Source organism: Chitinophaga filiformis (assembly GCF_021646545.1).
In the GTDB taxonomy this organism is placed as follows: domain Bacteria; phylum Bacteroidota; class Bacteroidia; order Chitinophagales; family Chitinophagaceae; genus Chitinophaga; species Chitinophaga filiformis_A.
Window position 1 is genome coordinate 40,479 of the sequence record NZ_JAKIRP010000010.1, and the last position, 14,182, is coordinate 54,660.

The following is a 14,182-nucleotide window of genomic DNA, read 5'->3' on the forward strand; positions in this document are numbered from 1 at the left end:
TACCGTTTCTTTTTTATGCTATTGATATTGCAGACTGATTAACTGTTCCGGTTGATCACGTCATAGAACTTTTCCCTATAGCCGTCGCTGATAGGAATAGACTGATTAGCGATCATCACGGTATTCTTCTCTACAGAATTGATCTTATTCAGTGACACAACATAAGAGCGGTGTACCCTGATGAATTTATCTGCAGGTAAACGTGTTTCGAACGACTTAAGGCTGCGCAGTGTGAGTACTGGCTGAAATGGCGTATAAATTTTCGTATAATCTTTCAGTGCTTCGATGAATAAAATATCTTCCAGGTTGATCTTAATGATCTTGTATTCTGTCTTAATGAAGATGTAATCATTGACATGCCCGTTGTTGCTGTCACCATTCTTCTGCTGGGACATGCTTCTCAGTTCCAGCGCTTTGGTGGCCGACCGGAGAAAACGTTCAAAGGGCACTGGTTTCAACAGATAATCCACCACTTCAAGATCAAATCCTTCCAGTGCATATTCTCCATATGCCGTGGTAAAGATCACCATGGGTGGGTACTTCAGGGATTTCATCAATTGAATACCCGTGATATCCGGCATCTTAATATCGAGGAACAGCAGGTCTACCCGCTCTTCCTGTAAAAAACGTAAAGCTTCCGTCGCATTCTCAAATGTACCCACCAGCTGCAGGAAAGGAACCTTCCTGGCGAAGTCGGTGATTATTTCCAATGCCAGTGGTTCATCATCCACCGCTATGCACCTGATCATTTTTCAACACGATTTTTAAATCAACAATAAATTGGTTTTCAGATTCTGTGATTTCCAGATCATGGTCACCGGTATACAATAATTCCAACCGTTTACGCACGTTCTGCAGGCCTATTCCCCCTTTTTCGGCCACGCGCTTTCTAAAGCGGCTGTTCTCCACTACCAGTCTCACCTGGTTCCTTTCTATTGCCAGGGCAATGGCAATGAAAGATGGTTCGGCATAACTGATCCCATGTTTAAATGCATTTTCAACAAATGGCACCAGCAACATGGGCTCTATTTTCAATCCTGCCGGATTTCCCTGCACGGCATAGTCCACCACTATATCGTCCGGCATTCTTAAACGTTGAATATCAATATAGTCCTCCAGGTATTGCAGCTCCTGTTGCAGCTGTACCTTGTCCTCGTTGGAGTCATAGATCATGTACCGCATGATGGTAGACAGTTTGACGATGGCGTGTTCTGTCTGTGCGGAATGTTTATGTGCCAGCGAGTAGATGGTGTTTAGACAGTTAAAAAGGAAGTGAGGATTAATCTGAGACTTTAAAAATTTTAATTCTGCATTCAGATTCTCCACTTTCAGGGCTTCCCGTTGCTGTTCACTCTTAAACCATTCCTGCGCGATCTTGATAAAGCCGCTCATAAAAAGCATGAGCAAGGCGGCAAAAACCGATTTCCGCAATATTTCCGGGAAAAGGATATAGTCGAGGAAAGACAGTTCACTCCGGGCACTGATAAATTCTTTTTTTCTGATCGAGTCGTTCAGCGTAGCGCCGGCGTATACCGGGGTTATCTGTTCCCGGTATCTCACCTTTGAATGCAGCCTGCCCTCCAGCGAATGGTACCGCATAAAGGGTGGTGGCGGAGCAAATCCCGCTTCGCGGTCCCTGTTTGGCGTCAGTACCGTTTCCTGGGAAGCGAAGGTTTTCCAGAAAACATACTCCGTAACTGCCTGTTGCATAATGATGAATACCAGCGTTAATACAACAAAAGACAGATAGTAGACTATTTTCTTTAATGTGAAAAAACGGGGGATCAGTACATAAAAATTGAGATAAAACAATCCTATGAGGAAGAGGTTATCAACTATTTCCCTGGCAAAGAACCAGGGGTGCTGGATCTTGATCCGGTAGATAAAAAAGGGAAAGAACAGGAAGCAGGTCCAAACTACAATATGCAGTCCTACGCTGAATAGCCGGTTCCTATAGAGTTGTTTTAAATTTATCATGTAGCCCAAAAGCGCGATAAACTTACACTCAATTCCCGTAAAGCGGCTGTTAAAATTTGTTAAGCGTAGTAAAAGGAATGTTAAAATTTCTGGGGAATAAAAGATCTCTATGGCCAAATACAGTACTGTGGCCAATATTAATATAAGTTAATATATATCTACCGGAGAGTTTTTAGTGCTACTCTACACCGGCTATTTTCATATCAAGCAGCTCTTGCCTGGTCAAGTCCGGTAAACCGGCCGGATTTTTCCTAAGCTTGGCGGCGAGGAGTTCTCCCACTTTCAGTGCATCTGCCTCTGTTTTGAAAGGCGTTCTGCCCATGATCACGGGAATGAAAGGTTGTTCAATGTAAGTATGGGTGCCTTTATTGATCTTGAAGCCCCATCCTCCCCCTTCGGGTTGAAACGTAACTACCGCAATGCTGTCTTGCATTGCGGTAGCTGGCGCCTCTTCAATATGTTCAGTTTTTTCTGTTTGCCTGGACGGTTGCTGACAGGCTGTAAAGAACAGCGTTGCGGCCAATACCGGCATGCTTACAAAAAGAATAGACTTATAATTAGTCATTAGTGTCATTTTCCTGATCTGGTAAGAATTCAAACAGATCATCCAGGTAAGTAGCGGAAGAATAACCGGTGCTCACAAAACCTCTGCCTTTTACGGTAAAGCCTACAGCTGAGGTACGGCTTGCACCATCGAAAGCGGTCTTTTCTGTCCAGCGGTCGTTGATTGGATCATACTCCCAGGTAGTTGCACTTGAACCGGTAGTAACATAACCTTTGTTGTTGATCACAAATGCAACAGCACCGTAACGGGCGATGGAAGAATAATCATCATCGAAAGACTCGTCTGTCGCGTTTTCGATCTTTGCTTTCTCGTTCCACTGGTCGTTCGTAGCGTTGTACACATACATACGGGTAGGTGTTGTACCTGCACCGGAACCTGTTACAACGTATGCGCTATCGCCGATCACAAAAGCAACTGCTTGTCTTCTCTTGTCTTTCAGAGAGTTAGCTGTAGACCAGGTGTTGGAAGATGGATTATATTTATAGAAATCGCTCATGTTGTTACCGCCATCATAGCCGGTACCTACATAACCCATATCTTTTAAACCGAAACCTACCGCATAATAACGGCCGGCGCCAGGGAATTCAGCTTTGCCTTCCCAGCTGTTGGTAGCAGGATCGTATGCCCAGGTATCTTTCAATGTTCTCAGATCAGCATCGCTACCGGTTGTTACATATCCTTTGCCGGCGGCAGTGAAAGCTGCTGCGCCAGTACGGGCAAGATTCCTTGTAGGATCATTCTTATCCGCCATAGACGCTATAATGGTCCAGTTATCCTTTACCGGGTCGTATTTATAAAAAGAACTTAACCAGGTACCACCATCAACACCACTGGTACCAGTTCCTACATACGCTGTATCTCCGATCACAAAGCTCACTGCTTCCCTTCTGGCGTCTCCCTGGTAATCTGCCCTTCTTACCCAGTTACCCAGCTTGGTCGTATCTTCGCTTGATGAACAGGAGGCCAATGTAAGTACTGCCAATCCCAGAAAACATACTTTTAAATAGCGCATAAGTTATTTTTACTTTTTTAATAGCTGCCAAAATTATCCGCACTTATTTAAGCTCAATCACGAAATAGATATTTGGGTACTTTTGACAGACAAATCAGGCCTTTTTATCTGCCAATTGGTTTTTTACCATCTACGGCGCCTTGCTACCCCAGCAGTAGCACAAAGAGTACCGAAGGGTATTCGTCGATAAAAAGAGCCTATTCGCATATTAAATCAGCGTGAAGTTGGGTTCCTGTCTAAAATTGCGCTCCATGAATAAAAGTATCCGCGCCAAAGTGGCCTGTAAATACCTGGTTTGTGCATTATTGATCACTGGCGCCGCCGCCTGTGATAAGGAGGGTTTTTTATATGATAATATCACAGATGAGAGTGGTACGGAGTTTCTGGTAACAGACACCATTACCATGAACATGAGCACGGCATACCTGGATTCTGTTCCTACTTCAAATCTTAGCGTAGCCCTCGTTGGTACCGCCGATGATCCTTTCTTCGGAAAAATTTCTGCAACTTCATACTGGCAGCTAAAAGCCTTTAGCGGTACTGCTATTCCCGACAGGGCCATCTATGACTCTCTTATATTAGTGGTGCATCCCAAAACGGAATATTATGGTGATACCACGCTGACCCAGCACCTCGAAGTATATCGTGTGCAGGAAGAGATCAAAAGACTCGGAAACAGCACCTTCCTGTACAGCCGCAGTTCATTTGCCACAGACCCTACCCCACTGGGTAGCCGGCAAATGAGGATACGTCCTCACCGCGACTCCATATTTAAAATAAGACTGGATGATGTACTTGGAAGAGAGTTTTTTACGCTCTGCGATAAAAACTCACAGACCATCACCAACCAGCTGAATTTCTCCAGATACTTCAAAGGCCTCGCACTGAAACCAGGTGCCAACAGCCAGGTGGTCAACGCTTTCAGGGCAGATGACTCCCTGAACCTGCGCCTTTTCTATCATACTACTCCGGGTGAGATCGTACAGGCATACATTGACTTCCCTGTTTATAATTCAGCACTACAGTTCAATCATGTCGATGTACAGCGTCCTTCAGGGTCTCCGCTCGCCACACTGAGCCCGACCAAGAAATTACTGCCTTCTTCCGCTGCAGACAACAGGTTGTTTGTACAGCCGCTGACTAACATCATCGGCCGTATCGACTTTCCTTATCTCCGCTATTTTAACCAGTTGAGCAAGTTTTCGAAGATCATGCGGGCCACACTGACCGTAAGACCAGAGAAAGCGACTTATAAATATCCATACGTTCTTCCTAACGCGCTGGTACTTGGCGTTATCAGAGATGGCAACGTCATAGAAGATACGCTCGTTTCCCCTACCACCGGCGCCGTACAATATGGTAGCCTGGTACTCGATCCTATCTATAATCAGACGACCGCCTATACTTACGATATTACCAATTATTGCATTGCACAATTAAAAGCTACTGATAATTCATACAGAGGGCTGGCGTTGCTGCCTCCAAGATCAGTCGGTCTTACTAACTTTGACCGTGCTATTCTGGGCGACAACAGGAACACGAAAAACAGAATTACAGTTCAGATTTATTACCTGCGGTATAAATAATGCAATCAAGAATTGACTACATGAAGCGATTACAATATACGACCGGCTTATGCGGCCTGATGCTTTTACTGGGCGCAAAGGCTATGGCACAACACGGTATCAATTCACTCTATTCTGCCTACGCCATCGGCGACCAGGAGGAGCATGATTACACCCGCAACTTTGGTCTCGGCAGTACCGGTATTGGCCGCCGTTCAGATTTTTATCTTAATGAACTGAACCCGGCCTCCTATTCGGCAATACCACGTCAGAACTTTATGTTTGATGTATCACTGCGCGCACAATCCGTTAACTACAAAGATGCCGGTAACCTGAACCAAACGGCGGGCGACGTAAACGTCAAACGACTGGCCATGGGTTTCAAGGTGAACAACAGATGGGGTATGAGCGCCGGCTTCGGACAGTTCAGCAACGTTGATTATAAACTGATCTCTACCACATTTATAGATACATCGCCCCAGACCACCACTACCGAAGGTACCGGCGGCATTTATAAAGCGTATATATCTAATGGGGTAAGGCTGACGAAGAACTTCTCAGTAGGTGTATCCACCAACTTCCTGTTCGGTCCCAACAACGTAACAGAAAATATCGGCGGGGATACCGTATCTACCAAGATCCAGCGTTACGCATTCAATACCAACTTCAATACCGGTATCCTGTATTCCGGTATGCTGGGAAAGAACTGGATGCTAGGCCTCGGTGCTACCTACCGCTTCAAAACAAAATTAAGCTACGAGAAAAAGCTGATCGTACAGAACGCGACGGAAACAACGCTCTTCGAAGACGATCTGGCCAAGGAAAGATATACATTACCTGAGCAGTTTGGTGGCGGTATTTCACTCACCAACGGTAGCCTCACATGGGTGGCCGACATACGCAGACAGATGTGGACTGACAGCCGCATTGTAAGCGCCAAATACAAGCTTACTAATTCTGATCGCTACTCTACAGGTCTTGAATATGCCTTCAAACGTACATATGGTAATCAGCAGGCCGAAGGTATTATAGTACAGGCAGGTTTCTCTTATTACAAGTCATACCTGGTTGTCAATAATAACCAGATCAAGGATGTTGCAGGTACCGCAGGTATCTCCATCCCGGCTAAATCCAATGTGCTGCGTTATTATATAGGAATTGAAGTAGGTCAGCGCGGTACTACCAGCGGCGGACTTGTCAAAGAAACTTATGTGAACGGTGTGTTCCACTTCTCATTGAGAGATATCTGGTTCCTGCGCAGAACTTACGATTGATCTGAGCTGACGGACAGTAAAATAATTAAAGCCCATAGCATATGCTGTGGGCTTTTTTATTACTTCCTTCCGGATGTGGATTCCTTATGCAACAGCTCCCGGAACCAATATCCTGATCTCTTTATCGTTCTGCGTTGTGTTTCCGGATCTACATGCACCAGTCCGAAGCGGGCCCTGTAACCTTCCGCCCATTCGAAATTATCCGTAAGCGTCCAGGCAAAATATCCCTCCACAGGTATCCCTTCCCTCTTTGCCTTCAGCACACCCGAGAGATATTCTTCAAAATAACTGATACGGTCCCTGTCATCTACTTTTCCTTCGCTCATGATATCGGCAAAGGCGGCCCCACTTTCCGTTACAATCAGCTTCTTAATGCCTTTGTACGCTGCGTACTGTTTCAGAATGGCATACAGCCCCTCGCCACTGATCTCCCAGCCCAGGGCCGTTGTTGGTACCCGGCGCGCTTTAGGCTTGACCTCTGAAATACCCACCACCGGCATGAAAGCATTTCTGCGTATCACCAGCGGGAAGTAGTTCTGCACACCAATAAAATCGAAGTCGAACGATAACTGATCCCAGTCCCTCCACAGGGCATACCGCCTTTCTATGCGGCGTAACAAGGGGAAATCATTCACCGGATATCCCATCCCCAGCACCGGCTCCAGGAACAGGCGGTTAAACAATGCGTCAGCCTTCTTTGCAGCCTGTATATCGGCCTCCTGCTGCGAATATGGGTAAATATATGAGCAGGACAGCGTAGTCCCGATATTGGCCCCTTTTACCATTTCCCTGATCACCTTCGCTCCGGCCGCCTGCGCCAGTAACACATGATGCACTGCAGGCAGGAAATAGGACAGGCCGAATTTGCCTGGTGCATGCACGCCCAGCATATATCCCAGAGAGGTGAAACCGAAAGGCTCATTCATCACTACCCAGTTCTTCACCTTGTCTCCATATGCGTTCATGCAGATACGCACATATTCCTCAAACGCAAAGATCACCCCGCGGTGGCACCAGCCTCCTTTCAATTCCAGTGCATGTGGCAGGTCCCAGTGATAAAGTGTGATGTAGGGTGTCAACCCTTCTTCCAGGCAGGCGTCTATTACACGATGATAGAAAGCGATACCGGCTGGATTAACGGCACCCGTGCCCTGTGGCAGTATACGTGGCCAGGAGATGGAAAAACGGAATACATCAAATCCCAGTTGTTTCACCAGGCGGATATCTTCCCGGTAACGGTTATAGAAATCATTTGCTATCAGTGCATTGGTGCCATCCTTGATCTTTCCTTTCCTTGAAGAGAACTCATCCCAGATAGACCTGCCCTTACCATCAGCATCACAGGCCCCTTCATTCTGAAAAGCCGAAATGGCCACTCCCCATAGGAAGTGCTCTCCAAAATCCTGGCGGCTGAAAGGCGCGGTAAATTGTTCCATAGATAAAACAAGGATGCAGTTTACGACAGTTTGTTTGTATAACTGATTATTTAATTGTTAAGGAGCCTGAAATTTAACATACAAAATAGCGATCTTAGGCAAATGTTTAGTAAACACATTACCGGATGGGCATTGAGTACGAGCCTCCTGCTGTACGCCTGCCAGGGCAATCATCCGCAACAGGCCGCAGCCACAAACACGGCAGACCATGCCGCGATAAACGACTCACTGAACCACATGATGCTCATTCCAGGTGGCACCTTTACCATGGGCGCCAACGATGCGGAAGCACGAAAAGATGAACAGCCCCGTCATACCGTAACGGTGGATAGTTTCTGGATGGACGAACATGAAGTGACCAACGCCGAATTCGCTGTATTTGTAAAGGCTACAGGATATATAACCACAGCTGAGAAACCTATCAGCAAAGAAGAACTGATGCAGCAACTGCCGCCAGGTTCTCCTGAACCCGACAGCAGTATGTTACAACCTGGGTCACTGGTGTTTGCGCCTCCCTCCCACGCGGTGCCGCTGGATGACGTATCGCAATGGTGGTCGTTTGTGTTGGGCGCCAGCTGGCAGCATCCCGGCGGACCAAACACCAATCTGGATGGCAAAGCACAGCTGCCGGTAGTACACATCTCCTGGGATGATGCACAGGCTTTTGCAAAATGGGCGGGCAAACGCCTGCCAACAGAAGCGGAATGGGAATATGCAGCCCGGGGCGGCCTGAAAGATCAGCCTTATCCCTGGGGTACGGAAGCACTGACGGAAGGAAAGACCAAAGCAAATACCTGGAATGGACATTTCCCCTATCAGAATACACAGACTGACGGTTTTGCCGGGCTGGCCCCTGTAAAAAGTTATGCACCCAATGGCTATGGATTATACGATATGTCGGGCAATGTATGGGAATGGTGTGCTGACTGGTATGACAGCCGTTATTATCAGCAGGCAGACAATAATAACAATCCAAAAGGCCCTGCCAGCGGCTATGACCCTGACGATCCTGCCGCGCCTAAACATACGATCAGAGGAGGCTCCTTTATGTGTACTGATGAATATTGCTCCGGTTACCGGGTTACCGCAAGAATGAAAACGTCACCGGAATCAGGACTGGAGAATCTTGGTTTCAGGTGTGTGAAAGACAAATAAGCTGCAAAAATAAGGGGCCAACTTTGTGGTCAGCCCCTGTATATCATGTGCAACGTTATTGCTTACTTATTTTCAGACTTCTTATCTGCCGTGTCCGTATTTACGTTCGTATTGGCATTTACGGTGGTGACCGCGTTTACATTCGTGTTGACAGAGGTCTTGTTAGTGGTATTAACGTTGGTTGTCACCTTCACAGGTTGTTGACCCGTCAGCGTCGATGTACTGGCATTGGTAACCGCTGGTTCACCAGATTTATGTACATAGTTAGTGTTAACTGTATTTACCTTCGTACCAGTATACCCTTTTGTATAAATAAATAACACCCCATTTTTACCATCTTCTCCGTATACTGCCGCATGTTCGCCCTTATAGACGTTAATAGATGCTATTTCGTCGCCCTTCAACCAGTCGGGTGCCTGATGGCCCATATTTACATCGTCTACAAAATACAGTGGCGGCTCGGTCGTCTGCCCTCTTCTAAAAGTAACGCCAGATTCAGAAGTCAGGGTAACTACATCCTTGCTGGGAACAGCAGGGGCAGCAGGTACCGGAGGAACCGCAGGAACAGCGTTGCCCGCAGGTGCTGGCGGAAGCGCAGGAGCTGCCGGAACAGCTGGTTGTGCCGTTCCTTTCGCAGGTGCCGGAGGAGGCGGTGGCGGCGGTGGTGGCACCGGTGCCGGAGGTGCAGGTGCTGCAGGTTTCGCCGTGTCTGCAGAGAAAGTAACAACAGCGAAGTTTTTTGCCGCCTTCTCAGTTTTGGCAATTGCCCTGGTAAAGTTCAGCGACAGCACTGCAATGCCCATAATGGCGCCCAGCACCACATAACGTAGCAGATGATAGCGGGATGATCTCTTTTTATTCATCATCATAATCCTTTGTTTTAAATGTGAGAAATTGAAATTGTTTGCGATGGCCGTCGCATATGGGATCCCACTTACTTTTATAAGACTGTATTGATAAGCTTTCGCATCCATTCCCTGCTGCAGTATGCTTCTGTCTGTGATGAATTCGAGATTCTCACGGATAGCAATGCTCATTAACCAGGCGCCGGGATTGAACCAGTAAAAGATCTTGTTCAGCTCTCCCAGCAGCACGTCCACTGTATGCCACTGCCGTACATGCACCTGTTCATGCCGGATGATGGAAGCAAATTCCTCCGGACTATGCAGAGAAGGATTAATATAAATAGTACGCATGAATGAAAAAGGATTCACCGGCTTTTCCATTATTCTCAGCCGTTGCTCTTCCGGAGAAGAGGTAGCCCTTGTTTGCCGGTGCAGTTTCCATAAAGACAATAACTGGATCAGCAGACGTACGCTCATCACGGCTACTCCTGCCCAGAAAATATACTCCAGGAATATGTTGATAAAGGGTACAGACTGACGCGTCTGTAAAGCCGCCAGATCCGGTATATATGTTTCTGCCACAGCATTCAGGGGCTGATGCTGCTGTATGAATAATGATGGATCTATCAATGGACAAATGGCCGCACAAACAATCCCTCCCAGCAGAAAAAACCGGTTAAGCGTATAAAAAGTGAGCCGCCTTAATCCGAAATAATAAGCCAGGTAAAACAGTATTAGCACTACGTTGGCTTTAAGCAGGTAAATAAGCATAACGATCAGTTTTTCTCAATCATTTTGACGATTTCCTTTAATTCCTCCGGAGTGATCTTCTTCTCCTTTGCGAAGAAGGTGACCAGCGCCTTGTAAGAGTCTTCGAAATAATCTTTTACAAAACCATTCATAAACTTCTGCTTGTATTCACTTTCCGCTATCACGGGCGTATACCGGTATACATTGCCCATCTTCTCACTCCTCAGATACCCCTTTTTTTCCAGGTTCTTGATGGTAGATGCCAGCGTGGTATACGGCGGCTGAGGAGCGGGATGTGCTTCTAAAAAGTCCTTCACGAACCCCGGCCCTGTTTTCCAGATGGCTAGCATTGCCACTTCTTCCTGCTGCGTCAGCTTTTCCATATTGTTCAGTTTAAATAACAACCATCTACGATTGTTTCGTAAATCTACGAACTTTTCGTAAACCACCAAATAAAAAAAGAAAAACACCTGCTTTGGGCAGATGTTTTTCTTCTATGTTACTATGTACTTACTTTAAAATCCTTACCAGCCGTTATTTTCCGGCAACTTCTACTTTAAAAACCTCTTCCAGTTTCTTCTCCAGTGCATCGCCCCGCAGGTTCTTGGCAATGATATTTCCCCGGGGGTCGATCAGCAGGTTCTGGGGAATAGCCCTGATACCATATTTCTCTGCTACGTCATTTTTCCAGCCCTTCAGATCGGACACCTGTGTCCACTGCAGATTATCGGCCTGTATTGCTGCGAGCCACTTTTCCCGCTTATCGTCCAGGGAGACTGACAGTACATCAAACCCTTTATCCCGGAACCGGCTGTAAGCCTTCAGCACATTCGGGTTTTCTGCACGGCAGGGGCCACACCAGCTGGCCCAGAAGCCTATCAGGAGATATTTTCCCTTATAGGCTGCCAGACTCACATTTTTTCCCTCAGCATCAGGCTGGGCAAAGTCTATAGCAGGTTGGCCCACGGCAGTTTTCTTTGCTGCTTCCAGTCCTGCCGCAAAATCCTTTCCTCCCGGTGTATTACGGATATTTTTTCCCAGCTTGTTGAACATAGGTTCAATTTCAGCCAGGTTAATCTCATAATCTGCATATTTATTCAATACGTAGATGGCTATTGGCGAGTTACAATTATTCTTCAGAAAGTCCCTCATCACCTGCTTCTGCTGCGCGGCCAGTTCGTCGAACTGAGGTTCCAGCTTTTTCATGCCCTCTTCGTCTTCCGCCATATACAGCTGGCGGTACTGCCGTTCCAGTTCATCCAGACGCGCGTTCACATCTCTCAGCTGTCCGTTCAGACGGAGGTAGTCATCGTTTGCAACAGATCCTTTTACGGTAGCTTTATTAATAGAATCTTCAGTAGTGATCGTAATATCTCCTTTGTCCAGGAACAGTGTAAGCACATCGTTCTTTCTTACCTCAGGATTCTCCTGGCCATCTTTCTGGACAGGCGGTTCCTGTACTTTGAGCAACAAATTGGCGATGGTTGCTTCAGCCAGGACGCCGGAAAAAGAAAATTTACCATCTTTAACCTCCGTGCTATCCAGTTTGTTATCACCACAACGCCTGATATTCAGATACACTTTTGCTGGTTTCTGTAAAGCTGTGACAGTGCCCTGTATCGTAAATGATTGTTCACCCTTCCATTTTTCCTGCGCCAACAGGACCATTGGCGCAAAAAACGCCACGGCCATCATTACGGACTTCATTGATTTAGATTATTTAAGACTAACGAAATTCACATATCCCGGCAGGAAAATCAACCTGTTTGTGATAAACGGCGACAGAAATGAATATAAAAAAAGCGGCCTCGTGTAGATACGAGGCCGGTAAGTTAATTATTTTAATATCTGTTCCAGTTTGGCTTCCAATGCTCTGCCACGCAGGTTGCGGGCAATGATGTTCCCATTCGGGTCTATCAGGAAGTTGGCCGGAATGGCATTTACACCATATAATTGTGCTACTTCATTACTCCATCCCTTCAGATCAGACACCTGGGTCCACTGTAGATTATCCTTCTTTACAGCCCCAACCCAGCGATCTTTGTCCTGATCAAGGGAAACCCCCAGGATGGTGAAGTTCTTGTTCTTAAAGCGCTCAAAAGCCTTCACTACGTTCGGATTTTCTGCCCGGCATGGACCGCACCAGCTGGCCCAGAAATCAACCAGTACATATTTTCCCCGGAAGGAAGACAATTTAACCGGTTTACCGTTAATATCTTCCTGGGTAAAGTCGCTGGCTACGCCGCCGCCCTCAGTCTCTCCCTGTACACTACGCAGGTATTTGGCTGCTGTCAACCCATACTTGGATTCTTTCAGTGGCTGGCTCAGTGAATTGAAGATCTTTTCAAATTCATCCGGCTCCACGCGGTTACGTAACTCATTGAACAGTATCCACAAACTAGCCAGCTGCTTTGGGTGGCCTTTTATGAAATCCCTTCCTGCATTCACCACATCCTCATTGAAGAGGGATGCCTTTGCACGGAAAGCATTTTTCGCCGCCTCATCATCTCCGGATATTTTTGATGCCTCAGCATTCAGGACCTGCGCGCGTTCGATCAAGGCCAGAAACGTCTTCTGATAGGCCTGCATCGCTTTGTTCTCTTCATCTCCTTTTATAGCTGTAGCAATCGGGAAACTCTGCGCATTCAGGGTATAATGCACTGATTCCTTGCCTGTTACAAACAGTAGGGGGTTCTGAACACCCTCAAGCACGACTGCGTAAATAGACAGTCCTTTGGGCTCAGGCACCTTGAATGAGAATTTTCCACCCTTCAGGTATACTGAATCCTTCGGGCTATTATCATCATCTGAATACAGATAGAGCTTTTTGCCTTCCGCTCCCGCCAATGTACCGGAGACCTCCTGCTGAGCAAAGGCTGCACATGAGAAAAGCACCGCAAGGGTGCTGGTAACAAGTTGTTTCATTCCTACTAATATAAAAAATAACTGCTATTTATCGTGCCTTTTCTTCAGAACGGCCAATACGTCGGACAACTGGTATCCTTTTGCATTGAGCAGCACGAGATAATGGAAAAGCAGGTCTGCTGATTCGTTCAGGAACAGCTCCTCATTATCGTCTTTAGCTTCTATAACGACTTCCACCGCCTCTTCCCCTACTTTCTGCGCAATCTTATTAATTCCTTTTGCGAACAGCCTGGATGTATAGGAATTCTCCGAAGGATTATTCTTTCTCTCAGTAATAATGCTTTCGAGCTTTGACAGGAAATCATTGCTGACATTGTCTTCCTCCCAGCAGGTATCTGCGCCTGTATGGCATACCACGCCAGTTGGGATAGCCTTGATCAGCAGTGTATCACTATCGCAATCCACCCTGATCTCCTGTAGGGTCAGGAAGTTACCGCTCTCCTCACCTTTTGTCCACAGACGCTTTCTGGAACGGCTGAAAAAGGTCACTCTGCCTTCCTGCAGGGTCTTATCCAGTGCTTCCTGGTTCATATACCCCAGCATCAGGACTTTCAGTGTAGCTGAATCCTGTACTATGGCTGGCACCAGACCATCCGCACATTTGTCAAAATTTATCTGTTTGTTATTGTACATGCAGTAGTCATATTTTAAAGTAAGATATACCGTCCGGCAGTCAAA

General features: G+C 46.7%; 13 protein-coding genes. 3 read left to right on the plus strand and 10 right to left on the minus strand.

The features are described 5' to 3' along the window. Positions 1-38: 38 nt before the first annotated feature. From L3C95_RS21925 to L3C95_RS21940, 4 genes are all read right to left on the minus strand, one after another. A complete protein-coding gene (locus L3C95_RS21925; protein ID WP_106603033.1) occupies positions 39-749 on the minus strand; it encodes a LytR/AlgR family response regulator transcription factor in 711 nt (236 codons plus the stop codon). After that, a complete protein-coding gene (locus tag L3C95_RS21930) occupies positions 724-1,977 on the minus strand; it encodes a sensor histidine kinase (RefSeq protein ID WP_236390801.1) in 1,254 nt (417 codons plus the stop codon). Before L3C95_RS21930 ends, L3C95_RS21925 begins: the two co-directional genes overlap by 26 nt. Positions 1,978-2,155: 178 nt before the next feature. Then, on the minus strand, positions 2,156-2,542 hold the full coding sequence (locus L3C95_RS21935; protein WP_236390802.1) for a DUF4907 domain-containing protein: 387 nt from the start codon (positions 2,540-2,542) through the stop codon (positions 2,156-2,158). Further along, positions 2,535-3,554: a Kelch repeat-containing protein gene (locus tag L3C95_RS21940; protein ID WP_236390803.1), complete on the minus strand. Its 1,020-nt coding sequence runs from the start codon at positions 3,552-3,554 to the stop codon at positions 2,535-2,537. Before L3C95_RS21940 ends, L3C95_RS21935 begins: the two co-directional genes overlap by 8 nt. A gap of 251 nt (positions 3,555-3,805) precedes the next feature. Between L3C95_RS21940 and L3C95_RS21945 the strand changes: the two genes are divergently transcribed. Both L3C95_RS21945 and L3C95_RS21950 read left to right on the plus strand, forming a co-directional pair. Continuing rightward, positions 3,806-5,140 (plus strand): DUF4270 family protein, encoded by a 1,335-nt coding sequence (locus L3C95_RS21945; RefSeq protein WP_236390804.1) that lies wholly within the window; start codon positions 3,806-3,808, stop codon positions 5,138-5,140. A 20-nt stretch (positions 5,141-5,160) separates the two neighbouring features. Further along, positions 5,161-6,393 (plus strand): hypothetical protein, encoded by a 1,233-nt coding sequence (locus L3C95_RS21950; protein ID WP_236390805.1) that lies wholly within the window; start codon positions 5,161-5,163, stop codon positions 6,391-6,393. 59 nt (positions 6,394-6,452) lie between these two features. On the opposite strand, the gene L3C95_RS21955 is transcribed toward L3C95_RS21950, so the two are convergent. Beyond that, positions 6,453-7,829 carry a GH1 family beta-glucosidase gene (locus L3C95_RS21955; protein ID WP_236390806.1) on the minus strand — a complete coding sequence of 459 codons (1,377 nt, stop codon included), beginning with the start codon at positions 7,827-7,829 and terminating at the stop codon, positions 6,453-6,455. Between the two features lie 102 nt (positions 7,830-7,931). On the opposite strand from L3C95_RS21955, the gene L3C95_RS21960 reads away from it, so the two are divergent. Then, positions 7,932-8,984 (plus strand): formylglycine-generating enzyme family protein, encoded by a 1,053-nt coding sequence (locus tag L3C95_RS21960; RefSeq protein ID WP_236390807.1) that lies wholly within the window; start codon positions 7,932-7,934, stop codon positions 8,982-8,984. A gap of 62 nt (positions 8,985-9,046) precedes the next feature. On the opposite strand, the gene L3C95_RS21965 is transcribed toward L3C95_RS21960, so the two are convergent. From L3C95_RS21965 to hisIE, 5 genes are all read right to left on the minus strand, one after another. Then, the gene (locus L3C95_RS21965; RefSeq protein ID WP_236390808.1) at positions 9,047-10,600 is read right to left on the minus strand and encodes a M56 family metallopeptidase; all 1,554 of its coding nucleotides are present in this window, start codon (positions 10,598-10,600) and stop codon (positions 9,047-9,049) included. 5 nt (positions 10,601-10,605) lie between these two features. Next, positions 10,606-10,962 (minus strand): BlaI/MecI/CopY family transcriptional regulator, encoded by a 357-nt coding sequence (locus tag L3C95_RS21970; RefSeq protein WP_236390809.1) that lies wholly within the window; start codon positions 10,960-10,962, stop codon positions 10,606-10,608. 151 nt (positions 10,963-11,113) lie between these two features. Beyond that, positions 11,114-12,286 carry a TlpA disulfide reductase family protein gene (locus L3C95_RS21975; protein WP_236390810.1) on the minus strand — a complete coding sequence of 391 codons (1,173 nt, stop codon included), beginning with the start codon at positions 12,284-12,286 and terminating at the stop codon, positions 11,114-11,116. Positions 12,287-12,415: 129 nt separating this feature from the next. Continuing rightward, entirely contained in the window at positions 12,416-13,504 is a 1,089-nt protein-coding gene (locus tag L3C95_RS21980) for a TlpA disulfide reductase family protein (protein ID WP_236390811.1), read from the minus strand. Between the two features lie 24 nt (positions 13,505-13,528). Next, the gene (gene hisIE / locus L3C95_RS21985; protein WP_236390812.1) at positions 13,529-14,137 is read right to left on the minus strand and encodes a bifunctional phosphoribosyl-AMP cyclohydrolase/phosphoribosyl-ATP diphosphatase HisIE; all 609 of its coding nucleotides are present in this window, start codon (positions 14,135-14,137) and stop codon (positions 13,529-13,531) included. Positions 14,138-14,182: the final 45 nt, after the last annotated feature.